The organism is Streptomyces sp. NPDC102283 (genome assembly GCF_044766265.1).
In the GTDB taxonomy this organism is placed as follows: Bacteria; Actinomycetota; Actinomycetes; order Streptomycetales; family Streptomycetaceae; genus Streptomyces.
Window position 1 is genome coordinate 24,906 of sequence record NZ_JBIWLQ010000003.1, and the last position, 21,431, is coordinate 46,336.

The window sequence follows — 21,431 nt, forward strand, 5'->3', positions numbered from 1 at the left end:
GGGTCCCCTCCCTTGAACTGCCTGCGATTATGCAGCCCGCTCCGGGGAAGCCCAACGGCCTGCTGGGGCTCGGCCCGCCTTCGGCAGGCCATAACGGGGCGAAACGGCCAGGATGGGGGTGTAGTGGATCAGGTGGTCAGTGGATTCAGTGGATTCAGTGGATTCAGTGAATGCAGTGGATTCGGTGGGTTCAGTGGATTCAGTGGATCGAGGAGAGGCCCATGGCCCAGCAGCTGAGCCCGTCACCCCCGGCGCCCGGTGAGGGACAGTCCCACCGGAGCGTCCTGGTGGCGATCGGAGCGCTGCTCCTCGGCATGCTGCTCGCGGCACTCGATCAGACCATCGTCTCCACGGCGCTCCCGACGATCGTCAGTGAGCTCGGCGGCCTCGACCACCTGTCCTGGGTGGTGACCGCCTACCTGCTGGCGGCCACCGCGGCGACCCCCCTGTGGGGCAAGCTCGGCGACCAGTACGGCCGCAAGAAGCTCTTCCAGACCGCGATCGTGATCTTCCTGATCGGCTCCGCGCTCTGCGGCGTCGCCCAGAACATGCCCCAGCTGATCGGCTTCCGCGCCCTCCAGGGACTCGGCGGCGGCGGGCTCATGGTGCTGTCGATGGCGATCGTCGGCGACCTCGTCACACCGCGCGAACGCGGCAAGTACCAGGGGCTCTTCGGTGCGGTCTTCGGCGTGACGAGTGTCCTCGGGCCGCTCCTCGGCGGCTTCTTCACCGAACACCTCAGCTGGCGCTGGGTCTTCTACATCAACCTGCCGATCGGCGTCGTCGCGCTGGTCGTCATCGCGGCCGTCCTGCACATCCCGGTCCGCCGCGAGAAGCACACCATCGACTACCTCGGCACCTTCCTCATCGCGGCCGTCGCCACCGCACTGGTGCTCGTCGCCTCCCTCGGCGGTACGACCTGGGCCTGGAGCTCCCCGCAGATCATCGGTCTCGCGGTGCTCGCCGTCGTGCTGCTCGTGGCCTTCATCGCCGTCGAGCGGCGCGCGGTCGAGCCCGTACTGCCGCTGAAACTGTTCCGGATCAGGACCTTCGCCCTCGTCGCCGTGATCAGCTTCGTCATCGGCTTCGCCATGTTCGGCGCGATGACCTACCTGCCGACCTTCCTCCAGGTGGTCCACGACATCACCCCGACGATGTCCGGCGTGCACATGTTGCCGATGGTGTTCGGCCTGCTGATCACCTCGACCGGCTCCGGCCAGATCGTCAGCCGCACCGGCCGCTGGAAGGTCTTCCCCATCACGGGCACGGCCATCACGGCCGTCGGGCTGCTGCTGCTCCACCAGCTCGACGAGAACAGCTCCACCTGGCTGATGAGCGCCTTCTTCTTCGTCTTCGGCGCCGGTCTCGGCCTGGTGATGCAGGTCCTCGTCCTGGTCGCCCAGAACTCCGTCTCCTACCAGGATCTCGGTGTCGCCACCTCCGGCGTGACGTTCTTCCGGTCCATCGGCTCGGCGTTCGGAGTGGCCATCTTCGGGACCGTCTTCGCCAACCGGCTGACCGGGCAGCTCACGGACGCGCTCGCCGGGCAGTCGCTGCCGCCGGGCGTCGACGCGGGGCGGCTGGCCGCCGACCCCCGGGCCATCGGTCAGCTCCCGGCCGACCTGCGGCCCTCCGTCCTCGGCGCGTACTCCACGTCCATCACGGACGTCTTCCTGTACGCCGTCCCGGTGGTCCTCCTGGCCTTCGCCCTCGCCTGGTTCCTCCGCGAGGACAGGCTCCGGGGCTCGGTCACCGCCCCCGACACCAGCCAGACCCTCGCCTCCAACCCCGTCGAGCGCTCCTCGTACGACGAGTGCGCCCGCGCGCTGTCGGTGCTCGCCACCCGGGAGGGCCGCCGCGAGATCTACGAGAAGATCACCGCGCGGGCGGGGTACGACCTGCTGCCCGCCGCCAGCTGGCTGCTCCTGCGGATCAGGCGGCACGGCACCGTCGAACCCGCCCGGCTCGCAGAGACGGCGCCCGTACCGCTGCACGTGATCACCGATGCGGCACGGCAGGTCGAGGAACGCGGACTGGCCCGCCGGGAGGGCCTGCAGATGATCCTCACCGACAGCGGGGCCGAGGCCGTCGTCCGGCTCTCGCGGGCGCGTGAGGACTCCCTCGCCGAACTCCTCGGCGACTGGTGGGGCCCCGAGCGCCCCACCGACCTGGTGGCACTCGTCAGCGAACTGACCGCCGAGGTCAGCGGCTCGACCAGGGAGCGCCCTCACTCCCCGACGCCTCCCCGCGACCACGAGGCCCACCTGCGCCGCGACGAACGCGACGCCCACGAACGGCGCTTCGACGACCGTGAGGGCCATGACCGGCGACCTGACGACCGTGACGATCACGGCCACCGGCCCCCGCCCGCCTGAGCACCAGGAAACCCGGGCCGGGGCGTCGACCGACAGGCCGGACGCCGCGTCAGAGCTCCTTGGCGAACCAGTGCTCCGCGTACGGGCGTCGGTGGAACGCCGGCACTTCCCGATACCCGTGCCTCGTGTACAGCGCGCGCGCCTCGACCAGGTCGTCGCGGGTGTCCAGCCGCAGCAGCCGTATGCCGTACGCCCTCGCCGCCTCCTCCACCGCGGCCAGCAGCAGCCCGCCACCGCCCGTGCCCCGGAACGCGGGGCGCACGTACACCCGCGTCAGCTCCGCCGTGCCCGGACCGGCGGCCTCCGTGAGGACCAGCCCGGCGCAGCTCGCCGCCCTGCTCCCGTACCGGCCGACGACGAACTGTCCGGTCGGCGGTACGAGCAGGTCGGCGCCGTCGTCGTCGAGCCCGTCGTCGATCTCCTCGGCGGTGGCGGGCCGCTGCCAGTATCGGCTCGCGACCTCGTCGTAGTAGTCACGGCGCAGGGCGCTCGCGTCGGGGGAGTCGAATCGTTCGGCGGCCACGGTCCAGGTCATGTGGGGCATTCTTGCTGCCGCACGGACGAGAGACGAAGCAATTTATGTGTAGGGGGCAGTAGTGACTGAGGTGTCCGCGACCGCGACCGACGCCGCGAACACGACCGAAACCGTCCAGCGCCTCGCCGAGCGCTGGATACGGGACGGCGCGGCCGCAGGACAGGACCCGGGCGGTACGGGGACGGGCACCGATTTCGTGTGCTCGCCCGCCGGGCTCTGGCTCGCCCTGGCCGCCGTGGCCGCCGGTGCGCGCGGCGCGACCGCCGCCGAGCTGCGGGCCCTCCTCGGCACCGCGGACCGGGAGGCCGCGCCGGCCGTCACGGCGGTGGCCCGCGCGCTGGCCGGGACCGGGGCACTGGGCGTGGCCACCCGGGTCTGGAGCCGGGTCCCCGTTTTCCCCGCGTACCAGGAGGCGCTGCCGGACGTCCGCTTCGACCCGATGGAACCGGCGGCCGTCGACGCCTGGGTCCGCGAGGCCACCGGAGGGCTGATCGAACGGCTGCCGCTGGAGCTCACCGACGCGACCCTGCTCGCACTGGTCAACGTCCTGGCGTTGAAGGCCCGCTGGGAGGACCCGTTCGAGGCCACGCGGACGCGGAACCTGCTGTTCACCGACGCGGCCGGGGCGGTCGGCCCGGTGCCGACCATGATCAAGGACGTGCCGTCGGCCGACGCCTGGACGGTCGACGGCACGTACGTCGTCGAGCTGCGTTGCGAGAGGGAACCCGGCGGCCGACCCGGGGCCCGCGTCCGCCTCGTCCTGGGGGAGCCGGGGGCCGGGGCCGCGCGGGTACTGCCCGTGGGCTGGGCGCCCCGGGGCGCGGGCGCCCCACTGGACGCCGACCGGGTGACCATCGGGCTGCCGCGCCTCGGCCTGCGGACCCGGGTGCCCGTCACCGATCACCTGCCCGCCCTCGGCGTACGGCTGGCCGCCTCCGATGCCGCCGACTTCTCCGGCCTCTCGCCGGAACGCCTCGCCATCTCCGCCGTGGTCCAGGAGGCCGTGCTGAAGATCGCCGAGGAGGGCGTGGAGGCCGCGGCCGTGACGGTGGTCCCGATGCGTCCGGGCGCCGCCCCCCGGCAGGAGCGGGTGCGCCACATCGTCTTCGACCGCCCCTTCGGCGTCGTCGTGCTGGCCGGGACCGAGGACACCCCGCTGTTCACCGCCTGGCAGGCGGAGGCTCCGGCCGCCCCGAACGCCTGAGCCCGGGGCCTTACGGAAGCCCGGGGCGCCTCCGGAAGCCTCCGCGTCCCCGAGGCTTCCGCAAGCCCGGGGCCTCCCGAAGCCCGGGTGCGGCCCCTTCGTCATCCCCGGGGACGACTTCTTCCGGACCGAAGCAGGATGACAGTCAGGCAAAGAGGGGGTTGATTGTGTCTACCTCGTAGGGCAATGCGAGGCTTCATCCGGCATGGCCCCACTCGAAGGGGAGATGCATGGAACGGTGGGAGGGTCGGCGCAGCGTGGTGAATGCGGATCACAGTGTGCGCGGTGACGCGGCGACGGACACGGGCGGAGGGGCCGGTCTGACCCGGGCCCTTCTCTGGCTGGTCGTGGCCGTGCTTGCGGTACGGCAGGTGGCGGTGGTGCTCCGGCAGCCACCGGGGGAACGGCTCCTCGATCTGGAGACCTGGATCGGGGAGAACGGTGTCCTGCGCGTGACGGGCTCGCTGTACGACAGCGGTTGGTTCACCGGCACTCCCTTCGCCGGGCTTGTCCTGAAACCTCTCACCGCCTCGGCCCAACAGGCCCTGGGCGTCGCGTGGACGTTCGGGTCCCTGCTGCTCGTCGTCGCCCTCGGCCTCGTCGCGGCCCGGGCCCTGCCCTCACCGGTGGGCCGCCGGACGGCCCTGCTCGCCGCTCCCGTCGCGATCAGCCTGCTCATGCTGTCGCTGCCGGTCCGCAACGCCCTGCACCTGGGCCAGACCAGCATCCTGCCCGTCCTGCTGGTGCTCCTGGCCTGGTTCGTCGTCCGGGAACACCGTGCGGCGGGCGTTCTCGTCGGCCTCGCCGCCGCCTTCCAGCCGGTGCTGCTGCTCTTCGCCGCCCTGCTCTGGCTGACCGGCAGGCGTCAGGCGTCGGTGAGCGCGGGCGTGACCTTCGCCCTCGCCACGGCCGTCGCCTGGGCCGCGGCGCCGAAGGACTCGTGGACGTACTGGGTGCACCATCTCGCGGGCGCGGGGCTGGGGGAGCGGCCGGACAGCCTCGCCAACCAGTCCCTGCACGGCGCGCTGCTCAGGCTCGGCCTCGAAGGCCCCGTGGAGATCGCCCTGTTCCTGGTGCTCTCCGCCGCCGTCGTGGTCGTCGGACTGCGGCGCGCGGTGCGGTACGCGCAGGACGGACAGCTGCTCCTCGCGGTGGCCGTGACCGGCTGCGTCGTGGTCGCCGTCTCGCCGACCGCCTGGCAGCACCAGCTGCTCTGGGTGCTCCTCGCGGTCGTCGGCAAGGTCGGCAAGCGGGCCTCCGACCGGCTGGTCTGGCCGTCCGTGGTGCTGCTGGTCGTCACCCTGCCGGGCACGATGCTGCTGCCGAACATCGAGGCGCTCTTCCCGGTCCGCGACAACGTGGTGCTCCTCGTGGCGCTCGGCGCGGCCTGCCTCGCCCCGTTCGTGCCCCGCACCTCGCCGTACTGGCAGCACCCGGTCCCCACCGACTACGCGAAACCGGTCGCGGCGCGCTGGAGACGCGTGCCGCTCCTGCCGTTCTGGCGCCGGGTCCTCACCCGCCCCAACCTGCTGCTGGAACTCCTGCTCATCCGGGTCGTCTACGACGCCTACGCCCAGGTCCGCCTCGCCGCCAGGGCGGGCCGCCCGCTCGCCGAGGAGCACGGCCGGCAGATCCACGCCATCGAGCAGTGGCTGCACATCGACATCGAGCACTGGGTCAACCACACGGTCGTGCAGATCACCTGGCTGCGTGAGTTCTTCGACTACTACTACTCCACGTTCCACTTCATCGTCCCGCTGACGATCCTCGGCGTCCTGTACGCGCGGCGCCCCGCCGACTACCGCTGGGTCCGCTCGTCCATCGGCTTCGCCACCCTGCTCGCGCTCGTCGGCTTCTGGCTCTACCCCCTGGCCCCGCCCCGGCTCATGCCCGGCCTCGGCTTCATCGACACCGTCCACGGGGTGCAGGACTTCGCGAAGCCCGACTACGGGACGCTGACCACCGTCACCAACCAGTACGCGGCGATGCCGTCGCTGCACTTCGGCTGGTCGCTGTGGTGCGGCGTGGTGATCGTGATGCTGGCCCCGAAGCTGTGGATGAAGGCGCTCGGCCTGCTGCACCCGCTCTTCACGATCGCCGCGATCGTGGCCACCGCCAACCACTGGGTGCTCGACGCGGCCGGCGGCGCGCTCGTCGTGGCGATGGGGTTCGGGCTGACGTATCTGCTGTCGGGGCCGCGGAAACTCGTGACCGGGCGGGAGCAGGCGACCGGGACCGCGACGGAACTGGCGGAGCCACCGGCGGCCAAAGCCGTCGAGGCCGCCGAAGCCACGGAATCGGCAGAGGTCACGGAATCGGCCGGACCCGCCCTCGTACCGGAGCATGAACCCGCCGAAAGAGTCGGCGGCAAGTAGCCGCAAGTAGCCGCATGCCGAAGGGGTGCCGGAACGGCTGAAATCCGTCCCGGCACCCCTTCGGCATGGATCGCCGCGTCCTCCTGTGGTCCGTCCGCCACCGGGGCGGCCCCGGACGGCAGGTATCAGGTGGCCCCGACCGTCGTCACCTGGAGCTGCTTGATCCCGTTCAGCCAGGCCGAACGCAGCCGCCGCGGGTCCTCCAGGAGCCGCAGGTCCGGCAGCACGTCGGCGATGGCGTTGAAGATCAGGTCGATCTCCATCACGGCCAGCGACTTGCCGAGGCAGAAGTGCGGGCCGCCGCCCCCGAACCCGAGGTGCGGGTTGGGGTCGCGGGTGATGTCGAAGGCCTCGGGGTCGTCGAACACCTCGGGGTCGTTGTTGGCCGAGGAGTAGAACAGCCCCACCCGCTCACCCTTCCTGATCCGCTGACCGCCCAACTCCAGGTCCTGGGTGGCGGTCCGCTGGAAGGAGACGACCGGGGTCGCCCAGCGCACGATCTCCTCGGCCGTGGTCTTCGGGCGTTCCCGCTTGTAGAGCTCCCACTGTGCGGGGTGGGTGAGGAAGGCGTGCATGCCGTGACTGATCGCGTTACGGGTCGTCTCGTTACCGGCCACCGCGAGCAGGATCACGAAGAACCCGAACTCGTCCGACGACAGGTTCCCCTGGCCCTCCGCCGCGACGAGTTGGCTCACGATGTCCTGGGCCGGGCACTCCTTGCGGGCCGCCGCCAGGTTCATCGAGTACGCCACGATCTCCATCGCCGCCTCGGCCCCGACCTCCTCGGTGATCGCGTACTCCGGATCGTCGTACGCGGCCATCTTGTTGGACCAGTCGAAGATCTTGGAGCGGTCCTCCTGCGGTACGCCGATGAGCTCGGCGATGGCCTGGAGCGGGAGCTCCACCGCTATGTTGGTCACGAAGTCGAAGGAGCCGTCGGTGTCGGCGGACGCCAGGGCGGTCTCGACGATGGAGCGGGCCCTGGAGCGCAGAGCCGTCTCCAGGGAGCGCACCGCGCGCGGGGTGAAGCCGCGCTGGACGATCTGGCGGACCCGGGTGTGCTCCGGCGGGTCCATGTTCAGCATGATCAGCTTCTGGACGTCGATCTGGTCGCGGCTGATCGTCTCGTTGAAGCGGATGACGGCGGTGTTGGTGTTCGAGGAGAACAACTCGGGGTGCGTGGAGACGTACTTGACGTCCGCGTGACGGGTGACGGCCCAGTAGCCCTCGTCGCCGAACCCGGAGATGTTGTGGGGCTGGGTGCACCACCAGACCGGTGCGGTCTGCCGCATCAGGGCGAACTCCGGGTGCGGCACGCGGGCTTGGAGGAGGTCGGGATCGGTGAAGTCGAACCCGTCGGGCAGATGGGGGCAGCGCATGGGCACCTCTCCACTCCGGAACAGCCGGCGAACCGGTGGACGGCCGCGACTGTCTGACGCTCCATCAGAAGTTGCCCGCAAGGTAGTAACGAGTTCTACAAGTGGCAAGGGCGGTGGCCGGATCTGTTGCCTCCGGGTCCCGCGGGCACCGGTTGCCTCGCCGGAGGGGCGCACGCACGGTGCGTGCACGCCCCTTGCGCAGCCGGGTCGCCGTCACGAGACTGCTTGCAGAACTAGAACGCGTACTAGTTCCTTCCGTGGGCGCCGGGACGCCCCCTGCGGAAGCGCGAGGAGAGGACGAGCTCATGGCCGCGGAACCCGTCATCGTCGAAGCCGTACGCACTCCCATCGGCAGGCGCGGAGGCGCACTCGCCAATCTGCACCCCGCCTATCTGCTGGGCGAGACCTACCGTGAACTTCTCGGTCGCACCGGCATCCAGGCCGACTGTGTCGAACAGATCGTCGGCGGCACCGTCACCCACGCCGGGGAGCAGTCCATGAACCCGGCCCGCAACGCCTGGCTGACCGTGGGGCTGCCGTACGAGACCGCCGCCACCACCGTCGACTGTCAGTGCGGCTCCTCGCAGCAGGCCTCCCACATGGTCGCCAACATGGTCGCGGCCGGGGTCATCGACGTGGGCATCAGCTGCGGCGTCGAGGCGATGTCCCGGGTGCCGCTGGGCAGCGGCTCCAAGCACGGCCCGGGAAAGCCCTGGCCCGACGAGTGGAACGTCGACCTGCCCAACCAGTTCGAGGCGGCCGAGCGCATCGCCCGCAAGCGCGGCCTGACCCGCGAACGGGTCGACGCGCTCGGCCTGCTCTCCCAGCAGCGGGCGGCCGCCGCCTGGGCGGAGGAGCGCTTCAAACGCGAGACGTACGCCGTCCAGGTCCCGACCACCGAGGAGGAGCAGGCGGCCGGCCAGGGCATGTGGCGGCTCGTCGACCGGGACGAGGGGCTGCGCGACACCTCGATGGAGGCGCTCGCCGGGCTCAAGGCCGTCATGCCGAACGCGATCCACACCGCCGGGAACTCCTCGCAGATATCGGACGGGGCCTGCGCGATCATGTGGTCCTCCAAGCGCATGGCACGGGCCCTGAAGCTCAAGCCCCGGGCCCGGATCGTGGCCCAGGCCCTGGTCGGCTCCGACCCGCACTTCCACCTGGACGGCCCGATCGACGCGACCCGGGCGGTGCTCGGCAAGGCGGGCATGACGCTGCGGGACATCGACCTCGTCGAGATCAACGAGGCGTTCGCGTCGGTGGTGCTGAGCTGGGCGCAGGAGTTCGAGGCGGACCTGGACGGCCTGGAGAAGGTCAATGTCAACGGCGGCGCGATCGCGCTGGGCCACCCGGTCGGCGCGACGGGCGCCCGGCTGATCACCACGGCCCTGCACGAACTGGAACGCCGCGACAAGGAGTTCGCGCTCATCACGATGTGCGCGGGAGGGGCCCTGGCGACGGGCACGATCATCCAGCGGCTGTGACCCCGTAACGGCATTTCACGGCGAGCCCGGGGCAGTCCCCCCGGGCTGTTTCTCGGGCTGCTCCGGCTCCCCGAACACGGCGCGCGCGTCGAAGGCGGCGCGACGGGTTGCCCGGCGCAGCGCCTTCAGCAGCGTCGGGCTCAGCGTCAGGGTCAGGACCACGGTCAGCGCCGCCCGCCCCAGGTCCCAGCCCAGCGAGGTCGCCGCGCAGTAGGCGAGGAACCGCACCAGGTTCTCGTGCAGCGGGGCGCCCTCGTCGAACGAGATGCCCGAATGCAGCCCGTTGACGAGCACCCAGCCCTGCAGGTTCATCACCGTGCCGTACGCGAACGCAGCCACGCAGCCGTACACCGCCAGCATCGCCAGTTCCGCCCGCCCGCGCAGCCGGTCCGCCCCCGGCAGCAGCCCCGCGCCCATGGTGAACCAGCCCATCGACAGCATCTGGAACGGCATCCACGGCCCGACCCCGCCGGTCAGCAGCGCCGAGGCGAACATGGTCACCGAGCCGAGGACGAAGCCGAATCCGGGGCCCAGCACACGGCCGCTCAGCACCATCAGGAAGAACATCGGCTCCAGCCCCGCCGTCCCGGCTCCGAGCGGGCGCAGCGCCGCCCCGACCGCCGCCAGCACCCCGAGCATCGCGACGGCCTTCGCGTCCATGCCGGACTCGGAGATCGTCGCCACCACCACCGCGACCAGCAGCGGCAGCAACGCCGCGAACAGCCAGGGCGCGTCCTTCGCGTGCGCGAGCCCGGACCCGGCGCCCGCCAGCAGCGGCCACCCGAAGGCGACCACCCCGACGGCCCCGGTCAGCAGCAGGACGGCGACCGACTTCGGCCCGAGCCGCACGGGCCGCGCCGCCCGTTCCCGGGCGCCGACCTCCTTCTCGCTCATCCGCCCGCCTCCAGCACGCCGCGCACCTGGGACACGGTCAGCCACTCCTGCGGGGCCAGGATCTTCGCCGTCTGCGGGGCGAACGCGGGCGAGGAGACCACCACCTCTCCGGTCGGGCCGTCCGCGACGACCTCCCCTTCGGCGAGGATCACCACCCGGTGCGCCAGCTCCGCCGCCAGCTCCACGTCGTGCGTCGCCAGGACGATCGCGTGCCCCTCGGCCGCCAGAGCGCGCAGCACACCGACGAGCCTGGCCTTCGCCGCGTAGTCAAGACCACGCGTCGGCTCGTCCAGCAGCAACAGGGGCGGCCGGCCCGTCAGCACCAGCGCCAGAGCCAGGGCGAGCCGCTGGCCCTCGGAGAGGTCCCGGGGGTGGGTGTCGTCCCCGACGCCCGGCAGCAGCTCCGACACCAGCGCCCGGCAGGAACCCTCCGCCGCGCCCGCGTCCCGGTCGGCGGCGGCGCACTCGGCGGCCACCGTGTCCGCGTACAGCAGATCGCGCGGCTCCTGCGGCACGAGGCCGACCCGGCGCACCATCGCCCGCGGGTCCGTCCGGGCCGGGGCCAGCCCGCCGACGCGCACGGTGCCCGAGGTGGGCTCGATCATGCCGACGAGCGCGCCGAGCAGCGTGGACTTGCCGGCCCCGTTACGGCCCATCAGGGCCACCGTCTCGCCGGGGGCCACGGTGAGCGTCACCCGCCGCAGCGCCTCGACCCGGCCGCGCCGCACCCCGAGCCCGTCGACCCGGGTGACCGGATCGGCGACCGGGGCGACCGGCGCGCCGGCCCCGCGCCCCAGGAGCCGGGCGAACCGGCCGGTCCGCGGCGGCCGCCCGGCCGCGACCGGAACGGACACCCCCGGCACCTCTGGCATCCCCGAGACCCCCGGCACCTCCGGGGGCGTGGGCGGCGACGCGTCCGCGAGCCGCTCCCGCAGCCCGCCCGCCCCGCGCCGGGCGTCCCGTACCGACAGGGGCAGCGGGTCCCAGCCCGCGAGCAGTCCCAACTCGGCCACCGGGGGCCGCACGGGCGACACCTTCATGATCTCGGCGGGCGGCCCCATCACGGGGGCGGCGCCCGGGGCGGGCAGCAGGACGACCTGGTCCGCGTACTGCACCACGCGCTCCAGCCGGTGCTCGGCCATCAGCACGGTCGTGCCCAGGTCGTGCACCAGCCGCTGGAGCACCGCGAGGACCTCCTCGGCCGCCGCCGGGTCCAGCGCGGAGGTCGGCTCGTCCAGCACCAGCACCCTCGGGTGCGGGGTGAGCACCGAGCCGATCGCCACCCGCTGCCGCTGGCCGCCCGACAGGGTCGCGATGGGCCGGTCGCGCAGCTCGGCCAGGCCCAGCAGATCGAGCGTCTCCTCGACCCGGCGGCGCATCACGTCGGGGGCCAGACCCAGCGACTCCATGCCGTACGCCAGCTCGTCCTCGACGGTGTCCGTGACGAAGTGCGCGAGCGGGTCCTGGCCCACCGTGCCGACCAGATCGGCCAGTTCACGGGGCTTGTGCGTACGGGTGTCCCGGCCGCCCACCGTCACCCGGCCCGACAGCAGCCCGCCCGTGAAGTGCGGGACGAGCCCGGAGACCGTACCCAGCAAAGTCGACTTGCCGACACCGGAGGGGCCGACGAGCAGGACGAGTTCGCCCTCGGGGACCGTGAGGTCGACCCCGGACAGCGTGGGGCGCTCCGTGTCCTCGTACCGCACGGAGACCCGCTCGAACCTGATCACGCCTGCTCCTTGTCGCGATGCGCCGGTCCTGTCGTGGCCCGGGACGACGGCGGCACGGGGGCGACCAGCGCGGGCAGCAGCCCGACCAGCACCGCCGCGGCGGGCCACAGCGGCAGCACCGGTGCGACCAGCGGTACGACACCGGGGCGCATCGCGTCCGGATCCACCGCGACCGCCCAGATCATCGCCGCCGCGACCGTCGCACCCGAGCCCGCCACCAGCCACGCCCGAACGCCCCACCGGTCCGGCCGGTACCGGGTGCGCACCGAGCGCCGCCCGCCGAGCCGCAGCCCGGACAGCGCCGTGACCAGACCGGCCAGCAGCAACGGCAGCCCGTACACCGCCCCCTGCGCGGCCAGCAGCCCGTACGTGCCGGCGCACACCCCGAGCAGTCCACCCAGGGTGAGGACGTTCGTCGTGTGCCGGACGGCGGCCGGGACCTGCGCCGTACGCCCGTACCCGCGCGCGTCCATCGACGCGGCCACCGCCACCGACCGCTCCAGCGCCCCCTCCAGCACCGGCAGTCCGATCTGCGCCACGGCCCGCACACCTCCGGTCGGCCGCCCCCGCAGCCGGCGCGCGGTGCGCAGCCGGACCACGTCGGCCACCATGTTCGGCGCGAACGTCATCGCCACCACGACGGCCACCCCCGCCTCGTACAGCGCACCGGGCAGCGACTTCAGCAGCCGCGCCGGGTTGGCCAGCGCGTTCGCCGCGCCGACGCAGATCAGCAGCGCGGCCAGCTTCATCCCCTCGTAGAGCGAGAAGACCAACTGCTCGGAGGTGACCCGGCCGCCGATCCGCACGCCCTGCGCCCAGTCGGGCAGCGGCAGTTCGGGCAGTGTCAGCGCGGTGTGCGTGCCGGGGATCGACGAACCGAAGAAGACGGAGAACACCAGACGCAACGCGACCACGAACAGCCCGAGCTTGACGAACGCGCCGTAGGAGCGGGCCCACGGCGCATCCGTCCGCCGCGCCGCCACCACATAGCCCGCCACGCCCACCAGCAGCCCGAGCAGCAGCGGGTTCGTCGTCCGGGACGCGGCGGTGGCCAGACCCACTGCCCACAGCCACCACGCCCCGGCCGGCAGCGCGTTGCCGCGGTCCGCCTCGGGGGCGTGCAGGGCACGGCGCAGCAGCCGGGCCGGAGCCGGAGCGGGGGAGGCGGTCACCGGCGGCGGCGGGCCTGGACCACGGCGGCGACGCCCAGCAGCAGGACGGCGCCGATGCCGACGAGGAGCCCGAGGGACGGACCGCCGGCACCGACCGCGTCGTCCTCGGCCGGCTTCGAGGCGTCGCCCGCCTCCGAAGAGGAGGACGGCTCCGCGGGGGCGGACGGCTTCGCACTGCCGTCCTCGCCGGACACCTGCTCGCCGCAGCCCGACTTCGGGTAGCCGGAGATCGCGCAGAGCATGGCGCTGCTGTCGTACCGCAGCGGCTTCGCCACCGCCGCGAGCGCCTCCGCGCTGCTGGCGTCCGGTGCGACCTGCGCGCACGCCGTGCGCGGGGCGGGCGGCTTCTCCCCGTCAGGGGCTTCCGCCGCCGTACCGGGGTCGATCACCAGCGCCACCCGCTTCTGCCCGTCCTTCGCCGGGGTGTCCGCGCAGATCGCCCCGAAGTCGGGGGCGCGGCGCGGCTGCGCGGCATCGCCCGAGTCCTCGCTCACGGCGAACCGGAAGCCCTGGACCGCACCGTCGTCCGGGCGCAGCAGCGACGGCCCCTGGGTGGCGTACTCCCAGTTCTTGCCGTTGCCCTCCCAGAAGGACCAGTAGCGGTAGCCGGAGGCCTCGGCGCTCCCCGCGCCGAGCAGGACGGCCGGGGCGGCGACCAGGGCGGCCAGCAGGGCGACGAGAGGATGACGCAGTCGCGCGGCGGCGGGAATCCGGGGCCGCGCGGCGGCGGGAATCGGCTGCGCGATGGCGGGAGGCCGCGCCGGGACCGGCGTACGCCTCACGGCTGCTGCTTCTTCCGGCGCATGCTGAGCAGGAATCCGATGCCCGCGCCGAAGACGAGGCCGATGCCGATCAGCCACCCGAGACCCAGCCCGCTGTCGTCGCTGCTGGTGCCGCTGGAGGGCTGCGGACCGGTCGGCGTGGGCGAGGGGAGGGCGGTGGCGGCCGGGGAGGGACCCATCGTGTTCAGCTGCTTGACGAGGTCGACGCCGCCGAAGCTGCGGGCGTCCGCGCCGGTGGCGTGCGCCGCGAGGATCAGCTGTGCGGTGGCGGCCGGGCCGCCCTGCTTCGCCCAGCCGGTGGCGTTCTTCCGCAGCCAGGCGACGGAGGCCTCGGCCTTGTCCGTGTGCCCGGAGGCGGCGAGCGCGACGACCGCGTCCGCGGTGTTGCCGTAGTCGGGCTGGGGCTCGGTGTCCTCGGCGCCCGGCATCGGGGCCTGCTCCAGATACGGCGCCTTCTTCAGGGCGTCCGCGAGGAAGGAGGCGCCGTTCTGGGCGGTCTGCTCCGGGCTGAGGTCGTCGCCCGCCGTGCAGGCGGGGGCCTTGACCGCGTTGGACGTGCCGGAGGCGATGCCCTTGCCCATCAGACCGAGCACCGAGGCCGCGGTGGCGTCCGGGTTGGCGGTCAGCTCGCCCTTCTTGCCCGGCTGATAGGCGAACGCGCCGCCGTCCTCGTCCCCGCAGGGGATGGCCAGGGACTGGAGCGCGGTGTACGGGGTGCTGCCGTCGGCGGTGGTCAGCTCGCCGACCGGGACGCCGGTCCGGGCCAGCGCGCCGATGACGATGGACGTGGAGTTCGCGTCGCTCGGGCTGCCGGGGTTGTACCCCCAGCCGCCGTCCTCGTTCTGCACGGACTTCAGCCAGTCGGCCCCGTTGTTGGCGTCATCGCGGCGCTGGTTGATCTCGACGAGGGCCTGGACGGCGACGGCGGTGGCGTTGGTGTCCATCACCGTCGACGCGTCGCAGGGCTTGGATGCGTCGCGGTACGAGGTGAACGCCCCGCTGTCGCACTGCTGGCCCACCAGCCAGTCGACGGCCGCGGTGGCCGGAGTGACGTACTCGATCTTCTGCGCGAGGAAGGCCAGCGACTGCCGCCACACCCCGTCGTAGGTGGGGTCCGTGGTGCCGTAGAGCCCGGCGGGCAGCTCCGCCGACGGGGAGGGACCCGGCGCGGCGACCGCTACAGGTGCGGCCGCGCCCAGGAGCACGGCGGTGGTCGCGAGCGCGGCTGCGCTGCGGCGTACGGTCATGGCTGGCTGGGCCTCTCCTGCGAGGGCCGGATTCCCCGGGCGCACGAGGGCGGTCCCGGGCTCCGACCCCGTATGCCTCGACGGTGCCGGCCACCGGGGTTCCGGTGGCCCGAGCCGGTCACGCTCCGCGGCGGGCGGTCCGGCCGCCGTCGGGCGGACGGGTCACGGCTGGGGCACTGCGCCGGATTCGTACCGGCTTCCCCCTGTACGGGCATGATGACGACCTGCCCACTCTACCGGTCCGTAGGGGAGGGGCCGGGAGCCGCACGTCGCGATGTACGTCACCGGGGCGCGGGCCACGGAGGGGCCGGACGTCAGACGGCGATGTACGTCACCGGGGGCCCTCCCGGCACGGCCTCCGCGCGGCCGAGCTTCACGAGCCGCCGCAGATGGGACTCGGCCTCGGAGACGGCGATGGACCGCGAACCGTGCGGGATCTGCTCCCAGGGTCGGTTCCACTCCATCCGCTCCGCGAGCTGCCACGGGGTGAGGGGCGTGGCGAGCAGCGCGAGGAGCCCGGTCAGCCGCTCCTCGTGGTGGTCCAGCAGCTCCCGCACCCGCCCGCCCGCGTCGGTGAACGCGTACTGGTGCGCGGGCAGCACCTCGGCGACCCCGAGCCGGCCGATCCGCTCCAGCGAGGCGAGGTAGTCGCCGAGGGGATCGGTGACCGTCGTGTCGTCGGGGTCCTCGTACAGCCCGATGTGCGGACTGATTCCGGGCAGCAGGTGGTCGCCGGAGAACAGCCGCCCGTGCCCCGCGAGCCCCGCAGGATGCCGTTCCTCCAGATGGAGGCAGACGTGCCCCGGGGTGTGTCCGGGGGTCCAGACGGCCCGCAGCCGCCGCCCGGCGAGATCGAGCAGCTCGCCGGGGACGATCTCCCGGTCGGGCAGGGCGGCGCGCAGACCCGGCAGGGTCCGCAACCGCCCTCCGCTGCGGGCGGCGCGCAACGGGGCGAGGTGTTCCTCCGGCGCGCCGACCGCGGCGAGCTTGCGGGTGAGGTAGTCGAGCCAGGTACCGGGCTCGGATTCCCGGGTGCGCCTCACGATCGCGGTGTCGGCCTCGTGCATCGCGATCCAGGCCCCGGACGCCTCGCGGACCTGGCCGGAGAGGCCGTGGTGGTCGGGATGGTGGTGGGTGATGACGACGCCGTGGATGTCGGCGACGGCGGTGCCGAGGGCGGTCAGCCCGGTGACCAGGGTCTCCCAGGAGGCCGGGTCGTCCCAGCCGGTGTCGATGAGGACCGGCCCCCGGTCGGTGTCGACGAGGTGGACCAGGGTGTGGCCCAGCGGGTTGTCGGGGATGGGGACCTCGATGCTGTGGACGCCCCCGCCGTGGTCGGTCACCTGCGTCAGCTGCGTCATGGGATTCCCATCTCTGCCTCGGCTCAGCGTGCACTGCGCCCACTGTAACGAGAACTTGTTCCAGTGGTAGCCCAGGTCTACCAAATGCTTGGTGTGCGGGTCGGTCCGCGCCGTGGACTCCTGGAACAGGAACTGGTATCAGTTCTGACGAACAGTCAGTTACGGGTGCACGGGTTCGCGGGAGGCAACGGCCATGGCGGAACTTACGGAGCTTGTGGAGCACGGACAACTGTTCATCGGTGGGGAGTTCACCGATCCGCTCGGCACCGAGGTCATCGAGGTGATCTCCCCGCACACCGAACAGGTCATCGGCCGCGTGCCGCACGCCTCCGAGGGCGACGTGGACCGGGCGGTCGCCGCCGCCCGCCGCGCCTTCGACGAGGGCCCCTGGCCGAGGATGGGCCTGGACGAGCGGATCGCGGTGATCACCCGGATCAAGGACGCCTTCGCCGTACGCCACGAGGAGTTCGCGCGCCTGATCAGCGCCCAGAACGGCACCCCGTACAGTTCGAGCGTCATGGTGCAGGCGCTGGCCGCGATGATGGTCTGGGACTCGGCGATCACGGTGGCGCGCGACTTCCCGTACGAGGAACGACGCGACGGCGTCCTCGGCCCCCTCCTGGTCCGCCGCGAACCGGTCGGCGTGGTCGCCGCGGTCGTCCCGTGGAACGTCCCGCAGTTCACGGCCGCCGCCAAGCTGGCCCCGGCACTGCTGGCGGGCTGCACGGCGGTCCTGAAGGTCTCACCGGAAACCCCCCTGGACGCCTACCTCCTGGCGGAGATAGCCGCGGAGGCGGGCCTGCCGCCCGGGGTCCTCTCCATCCTCCCGGCCGACCGGGAGGTCAGCGAATACCTGGTGGGCCACCGGGACGTCGACAAGGTCTCCTTCACCGGCTCGGTGGCGGCCGGCCGCCGCGTCATGGAGGTGGCCTCCCGCAACCTCACCCGCGTCACCCTGGAGCTGGGCGGTAAGTCGGCGGCGATCATCCTCCCCGACGCCGACCTGGAGGCGGCGGTGGCGGGCATCGTCCCCTTCGCCTGGATGATCAACGGCCAGGCGTGCGTGGCACAGACGCGCATCCTCGCCCCGAACTCCCGCTACGACGAGATAGCGGAAGCCTTCGCGGCGGCGGCCGGAGCCCTGCGCGTGGGCGACCCCCTGGACCCGACGACGGAACTGGGCCCGCTGGTGGCCCGACGCCAGCAGCAACGCTCCCTCGACTACATCAAACTGGGCCAGGAGGAGGGCGCCAAGATCCTCACCGGCGGCAACCGCCCAGCCGCCCAGGAACGAGGCTGGTACGTCGAACCCACTCTCTTCGGCTCGGTGGACAACTCCATGCGCATCGCCCGCGAGGAGATCTTCGGCCCGGTGATCTGCCTGATCCCGTACGAGGACGAGGCCGAGGCCGTCCGCATCGCCGACGACTCCCCGTACGGCCTCAGCGGCAGCGTCTGGACGGCGGACACGGAACGCGGCATCGACGTGGCCCGCCGGGTCCGCACGGGCACCTACAGCGTGAACACCTTCAGCCTCGACATGCTCGGCCCCTTCGGCGGCTACAAGAACTCCGGCCTGGGCCGCGAGTTCGGCCCCGAGGGCTACGGCGAGTTCTTCGAGCACAAGATGATCCACCTGCCCGCCGGCTACCGGGAGGCGTGATGGGCGACCGCTGGCACGTGGAGGTCGACCGCTCCGTCTGCATCGGCTCCGGCATGTGCGTCAGCCACGCGGGAGACGCCTTCCACCTGGACTCGGCCCGCCAGTCCCACCCGACCGAGGAGGACCGGGACGCGGGCGAGCAGGTCCTCGCGGCGGCGGAGGGCTGCCCGGTGGAGGCGATCACGCTGACGCTGGCGGGGTCGGGGGAGGTGGTGTTCCCGCCGGAGGAGTGAGGGACGGCCGGGCCGGCTCAGCCGAGTGGACGCACAATGATCCAGTACTCGTACTCTTCCTCCGCTACGGCACACAGGTGCGTCCCATCTGCGGACAACACCACAAACTCGGGAGTCCCGGTCGCCGAAGCAATGCGTGACGGCAGGCCAGGGGGCGCGATGTCCTTCACGGGAACCCAGCCCACGGCAGCGCCACCGCCTCCTGGCGGCAGAATGAGGAATGCTCCGGACCCTGCGTCGGCGAGCACGGGCCACGCCTTGTCGTGCCACTGAAGATCGAGCCGCTTCAGGGCATCGGGCGTCGCCGCATCGATCGTCAGGGTCGGTTCCACGTCGAAGCCCGCGACCATGCGAATGGCCTCGGTCGCGGAAAGTGCCGTGGCGGGCACTTCGGCGTGAGCAAGCTCCAAACCGCAGGCATGCCAGACCGATGGTGAAGGGCCGTGTCCGGCACCGGTTACACGGATGACGACACCAATCCCACGCGCGCTGCGGACAGGACGACGGAACGGGCGCGAAAAAGGAGGGACGCCTCTTCCGACGTGATGGCGACCGACAGCTTCTCGTCGGGGTCGCGCTGGATGGCCACCGTCTTGCATGCCGGAGCCGCCCACCCCCGGACGGCGAGTTCTTGAACCTGGGAAAAGACGAGATAGAAGGTGAAGGAGTTGTACTCCTTCCCTTCCCACTCGGGCCTGATGCGCGCGGGGGTGTGTGCGGTCCGGAACCCCAGTGTGATGCTGGCTCCTCGTTCGTCCGCCAGCACGTGGAACAGGTCGCACCGGTCGAGGTCCGGCTCTTCGTCGTACAAGTTCCGGATGGATTGCGGGTCGTCGAGAAGGCGAGCCCAATCAGACGCGCTCATAGAAAGAAGCTGCTCTCATGTGTTCCGGGGAGTGAGGTGAACAGGCGTGTGTCGAGGGGGCGCGCGAAGGTATGAGTAACCTCGTCCGACCCGGTTTCGGTCACGCGAAAAGCACTGATGTGGCCGATGGTCAGGGAATCACTGGAGGTGAAGGAGAGCTCGAAGCCGGCTTCGGCGATGCGAACGAGGATCCTTCGGTAAGCCAGTGCGGCGAGGCTGACACCGACGGGGGCGGTCGGGATCCATCCCCGCACGGTCAGATCGTCCACGGCCGGGAACTGCACATGAAGCTGCAGAGTGTCGTGGCCGAGCTCCGACCACTCGGGCGGTACGCGGTCCGGGGCCGGGTAGGCGGGGAGGTCGACCCGCAGCGTCAGGGTGGGTCCTCGCCAGTCGAGTCGGAAGGACCTCAGGCGCACCGGCTCCAGCGGGGGGACATCGGAGTACAGGGTGCCGAGGACGTCTGAGTTTCTTACCAGGTCGATCCAATGAGGGGCCAATGCGGGCGTTCCTCCACCGTGGCGAGGCTACGTTCATTCTGGCCTGCAAGGCTTGCGGGCGTATTCAATTCTTGGCCCTCGCGCCTGCCTCCAGGAAGAACTTTTGAACATCCTTCCGGATATTCGGCGAGATGTCTTCGAGCAGGGAGATGATTTCCTTCAGGTCTGCCGCCCATTGTGGATTCGAGCGCCAGACCGGTGATCGTCTTGTCAGTGCTGCCGTGAGAAGGTCGTCATCGTAGAAGGCACCCAAGGGCTGGCCGATCGATCTGCCCATATCCCACGCGGTGAGCAGATTGAGAACGTACCGGCCATGCGGGTCTGACCGGTACGCCGTACCCCGGTGGAACGACTCAGACCGCCGGTTCGGCCTGTGGCTTGCTCAGCACGCCCTCCGGCGCGCGGCGCAGCGCGCGGATCGCCGGGACGCTCAGCATCACCGCCAGCAGGGCGAACGACATCACCGACGAGAAGATCAGCACCTCGTTCGCGCCGAACGCGTCCGCCGCCGGGCCCGCCAGTGCGCGGCCGAGCGGGATGACCATGATGGAGCCCGCCACGTCGTACGCCGAGACGCGGCTCAGGACCGTCAGCGGGATGTGCGACTGGACGCTGGTCGCCCACATCACGCCCCAGAACGCGAAGCCGTAACCCGCGATCACGTGGGCGATCGCCGTGGCCGCGAAGGACCATTCCAGGGCCGGTGCCAGGGGGTTGAGGGCGAAGCAGAGCATGGCCAGGGCGCCGGCCACCAGCGGGCGCCTCGGGCGGACCCGCATGCCGATCAGGCCGCCGATGATCGTCCCGGCGCCGTCCGCCGAGGCGATCCAGCCGTATCCGCTCGCCCCGTGCTGCTCGATCATCAGCGCCGCGCCCAGCGGCAGCGCGGGGCCGAACACGAACAGGCCGTAGACGGACCAGACCGCGATGACGCCCCACAGCCACTGGCGGGACCGGAACTCCTGCCAGCCCGTCGCGAGCCTGCGCCACATCGGGGCGTCGCCCTCGTCGCGTTCCGTGTGCAGTTTCCGCAGGGGCAGCAGGACCAGCGCGCTGAGCGCGTACGCCGCCGCGATGACCAGGTACGAGCCCGAGACCTGCCAGTACGCGACGAGGATGCCCGCCAGGCCGGGGCCCAGCAGCGTGCTGAGGGCCTCGGATATGCGCAGCAGCGCGTTGGCCTTCTGGATGTCCTCCGCGACCTGGGGGACCATGCTCGCCATACCGGGCTGGAACATCGCGGTCGCGGCGCCGCTGAGCGCCATCAGCGCCATGATCTGCCACAGCGGGACGCGGTCGGAGGAGAAGAGCAGCGCGGCCAGGGTGATCATGGCGAGCATCCGCACCAGGTCGGCGCAGATCATCATCAGCTGCGGGGTGAACCGGTCGGCCAGCACCCCGCCGAACAGCACCAGCAGGACGATCGGGGTCATCCACGCGGCCAGCGCGTAGCCGACACCGCTCGCCCCGTGGCCCGCCCCCAGCACCGCCGTGGTCAGGGAGACCATCAGCATGCCGTCGGCCAGCAGCGACGCGCTGCGGGCCGTGAAGAACAGCTGGAACCGGGTCGACCGCCAGGGACTGGGCAGCGTGTCCGGCTGCTTCGGGAGGGTCGTGTCGTCAACGCTCATG

Annotated in this window: 19 protein-coding genes; 6 read left to right on the forward strand and 13 right to left on the reverse strand. The window is 71.8% G+C overall.

Annotated elements, in window-relative coordinates; genetic code table 11:
- The first annotated feature begins 221 nt into the window (after positions 1 to 221).
- A complete protein-coding gene (locus tag ACIRJT_RS06915; RefSeq protein ID WP_403905555.1) occupies positions 222 to 2,375 on the forward strand; it encodes a DHA2 family efflux MFS transporter permease subunit in 2,154 nt (717 codons plus the stop codon).
- Positions 2,376 to 2,424: 49 nt separating this feature from the next.
- Here the strand turns inward: ACIRJT_RS06915 and ACIRJT_RS06920 are convergent, their stop codons facing one another.
- Positions 2,425 to 2,910, reverse strand: a complete 486-nt coding sequence (locus ACIRJT_RS06920) for a GNAT family N-acetyltransferase (RefSeq protein ID WP_403905558.1) — start codon at positions 2,908 to 2,910, stop codon at positions 2,425 to 2,427.
- Between the two features lie 61 nt (positions 2,911 to 2,971).
- On the opposite strand from ACIRJT_RS06920, the gene ACIRJT_RS06925 reads away from it, so the two are divergent.
- Positions 2,972 to 4,114 (forward strand): serpin family protein, encoded by a 1,143-nt coding sequence (locus ACIRJT_RS06925; RefSeq protein WP_403905561.1) that lies wholly within the window; start codon positions 2,972 to 2,974, stop codon positions 4,112 to 4,114.
- A gap of 230 nt (positions 4,115 to 4,344) precedes the next feature.
- Positions 4,345 to 6,489: a phosphatase PAP2 family protein gene (locus ACIRJT_RS06930; protein ID WP_403905563.1), complete on the forward strand. Its 2,145-nt coding sequence runs from the start codon at positions 4,345 to 4,347 to the stop codon at positions 6,487 to 6,489.
- Between the two features lie 125 nt (positions 6,490 to 6,614).
- Here the strand turns inward: ACIRJT_RS06930 and ACIRJT_RS06935 are convergent, their stop codons facing one another.
- Complete coding sequence (locus ACIRJT_RS06935; RefSeq protein WP_403905566.1) at positions 6,615 to 7,868, reverse strand: cytochrome P450; 1,254 nt, start codon at positions 7,866 to 7,868, stop codon at positions 6,615 to 6,617.
- A gap of 305 nt (positions 7,869 to 8,173) precedes the next feature.
- On the opposite strand from ACIRJT_RS06935, the gene ACIRJT_RS06940 reads away from it, so the two are divergent.
- Positions 8,174 to 9,352, forward strand: a complete 1,179-nt coding sequence (locus ACIRJT_RS06940; protein WP_403905568.1) for a steroid 3-ketoacyl-CoA thiolase — start codon at positions 8,174 to 8,176, stop codon at positions 9,350 to 9,352.
- 15 nt (positions 9,353 to 9,367) lie between these two features.
- Here ACIRJT_RS06940 and ACIRJT_RS06945 read toward each other — a convergent pair whose 3' ends face one another.
- The 6 genes from ACIRJT_RS06945 to ACIRJT_RS06970 all read right to left on the reverse strand — a co-directional run bounded on the left by ACIRJT_RS06945 (position 9,368) and on the right by ACIRJT_RS06970 (position 16,538).
- Complete coding sequence (locus tag ACIRJT_RS06945) at positions 9,368 to 10,246, reverse strand: ECF transporter S component (RefSeq protein ID WP_403905571.1); 879 nt, start codon at positions 10,244 to 10,246, stop codon at positions 9,368 to 9,370.
- Positions 10,243 to 11,976 (reverse strand): ABC transporter ATP-binding protein, encoded by a 1,734-nt coding sequence (locus ACIRJT_RS06950; protein WP_403905574.1) that lies wholly within the window; start codon positions 11,974 to 11,976, stop codon positions 10,243 to 10,245. Before ACIRJT_RS06950 ends, ACIRJT_RS06945 begins: the two co-directional genes overlap by 4 nt.
- Positions 11,973 to 13,148 carry an energy-coupling factor transporter transmembrane component T gene (locus ACIRJT_RS06955; RefSeq protein ID WP_403905577.1) on the reverse strand — a complete coding sequence of 392 codons (1,176 nt, stop codon included), beginning with the start codon at positions 13,146 to 13,148 and terminating at the stop codon, positions 11,973 to 11,975. The genes ACIRJT_RS06950 and ACIRJT_RS06955 overlap by 4 nt, the downstream gene beginning before the upstream one ends.
- Entirely contained in the window at positions 13,145 to 13,882 is a 738-nt protein-coding gene (locus ACIRJT_RS06960; protein WP_403906544.1) for an SCO2322 family protein, read from the reverse strand. Before ACIRJT_RS06960 ends, ACIRJT_RS06955 begins: the two co-directional genes overlap by 4 nt.
- A 44-nt stretch (positions 13,883 to 13,926) precedes the next feature.
- Complete coding sequence (locus ACIRJT_RS06965) at positions 13,927 to 15,177, reverse strand: prenyltransferase/squalene oxidase repeat-containing protein (RefSeq protein ID WP_403905580.1); 1,251 nt, start codon at positions 15,175 to 15,177, stop codon at positions 13,927 to 13,929.
- 314 nt (positions 15,178 to 15,491) lie between these two features.
- Entirely contained in the window at positions 15,492 to 16,538 is a 1,047-nt protein-coding gene (locus ACIRJT_RS06970; protein ID WP_403905583.1) for an MBL fold metallo-hydrolase, read from the reverse strand.
- Positions 16,539 to 16,731: 193 nt separating this feature from the next.
- On the opposite strand from ACIRJT_RS06970, the gene ACIRJT_RS06975 reads away from it, so the two are divergent.
- On the forward strand, positions 16,732 to 18,201 hold the full coding sequence (locus tag ACIRJT_RS06975; RefSeq protein ID WP_403905586.1) for an aldehyde dehydrogenase: 1,470 nt from the start codon (positions 16,732 to 16,734) through the stop codon (positions 18,199 to 18,201).
- Positions 18,201 to 18,434: a ferredoxin gene (locus tag ACIRJT_RS06980; RefSeq protein WP_215104186.1), complete on the forward strand. Its 234-nt coding sequence runs from the start codon at positions 18,201 to 18,203 to the stop codon at positions 18,432 to 18,434. Before ACIRJT_RS06975 ends, ACIRJT_RS06980 begins: the two co-directional genes overlap by 1 nt.
- Before the next feature lie 17 nt (positions 18,435 to 18,451).
- Here ACIRJT_RS06980 and ACIRJT_RS06985 read toward each other — a convergent pair whose 3' ends face one another.
- The 5 genes from ACIRJT_RS06985 to ACIRJT_RS07005 all read right to left on the reverse strand — a co-directional run bounded on the left by ACIRJT_RS06985 (position 18,452) and on the right by ACIRJT_RS07005 (position 21,430).
- On the reverse strand, positions 18,452 to 18,844 hold the full coding sequence (locus tag ACIRJT_RS06985) for a hypothetical protein (protein ID WP_403905588.1): 393 nt from the start codon (positions 18,842 to 18,844) through the stop codon (positions 18,452 to 18,454).
- Between the two features lie 47 nt (positions 18,845 to 18,891).
- Positions 18,892 to 19,299 carry an Imm50 family immunity protein gene (locus tag ACIRJT_RS06990; RefSeq protein WP_403905590.1) on the reverse strand — a complete coding sequence of 136 codons (408 nt, stop codon included), beginning with the start codon at positions 19,297 to 19,299 and terminating at the stop codon, positions 18,892 to 18,894.
- The gene (locus tag ACIRJT_RS06995; RefSeq protein ID WP_403905591.1) at positions 19,296 to 19,799 is read right to left on the reverse strand and encodes an Imm50 family immunity protein; all 504 of its coding nucleotides are present in this window, start codon (positions 19,797 to 19,799) and stop codon (positions 19,296 to 19,298) included. The genes ACIRJT_RS06990 and ACIRJT_RS06995 overlap by 4 nt, the downstream gene beginning before the upstream one ends.
- Before the next feature lie 64 nt (positions 19,800 to 19,863).
- A complete protein-coding gene (locus ACIRJT_RS07000) occupies positions 19,864 to 20,076 on the reverse strand; it encodes a hypothetical protein (RefSeq protein ID WP_403905594.1) in 213 nt (70 codons plus the stop codon).
- Between the two features lie 76 nt (positions 20,077 to 20,152).
- Entirely contained in the window at positions 20,153 to 21,430 is a 1,278-nt protein-coding gene (locus ACIRJT_RS07005) for an MFS transporter (RefSeq protein ID WP_403905596.1), read from the reverse strand.
- Between the last annotated feature and the right edge of the window lies 1 nt (position 21,431).

Excerpts from the sequence above, each read along its gene's own strand:
- ACIRJT_RS06915 (WP_403905555.1), top strand. The coding sequence starts at position 222 with ATGGCCCAGCAGCTGAGCCCGTCACCCCCGGCGCCCGGTGAGGGACAG.
- ACIRJT_RS06920 (WP_403905558.1), bottom strand. The coding sequence starts at position 2,910 with ATGACCTGGACCGTGGCCGCCGAACGATTCGACTCCCCCGACGCGAGC.
- ACIRJT_RS06930 (WP_403905563.1), top strand. The coding sequence starts at position 4,345 with ATGGAACGGTGGGAGGGTCGGCGCAGCGTGGTGAATGCGGATCACAGT.
- ACIRJT_RS06935 (WP_403905566.1), bottom strand. The coding sequence starts at position 7,868 with ATGCGCTGCCCCCATCTGCCCGACGGGTTCGACTTCACCGATCCCGAC.
- ACIRJT_RS06940 (WP_403905568.1), top strand. The coding sequence starts at position 8,174 with ATGGCCGCGGAACCCGTCATCGTCGAAGCCGTACGCACTCCCATCGGC.
- ACIRJT_RS06945 (WP_403905571.1), bottom strand. The coding sequence starts at position 10,246 with ATGAGCGAGAAGGAGGTCGGCGCCCGGGAACGGGCGGCGCGGCCCGTG.
- ACIRJT_RS06965 (WP_403905580.1), bottom strand. The coding sequence starts at position 15,177 with ATGACCGTACGCCGCAGCGCAGCCGCGCTCGCGACCACCGCCGTGCTC.
- ACIRJT_RS06970 (WP_403905583.1), bottom strand. The coding sequence starts at position 16,538 with ATGACGCAGCTGACGCAGGTGACCGACCACGGCGGGGGCGTCCACAGC.
- ACIRJT_RS06975 (WP_403905586.1), top strand. The coding sequence starts at position 16,732 with ATGGCGGAACTTACGGAGCTTGTGGAGCACGGACAACTGTTCATCGGT.
- ACIRJT_RS06980 (WP_215104186.1), top strand. The coding sequence starts at position 18,201 with ATGGGCGACCGCTGGCACGTGGAGGTCGACCGCTCCGTCTGCATCGGC.
- ACIRJT_RS06990 (WP_403905590.1), bottom strand. The coding sequence starts at position 19,299 with ATGAGCGCGTCTGATTGGGCTCGCCTTCTCGACGACCCGCAATCCATC.
- ACIRJT_RS07000 (WP_403905594.1), bottom strand. The coding sequence starts at position 20,076 with ATGGGCAGATCGATCGGCCAGCCCTTGGGTGCCTTCTACGATGACGAC.
- ACIRJT_RS07005 (WP_403905596.1), bottom strand. The coding sequence starts at position 21,430 with ATGAGCGTTGACGACACGACCCTCCCGAAGCAGCCGGACACGCTGCCC.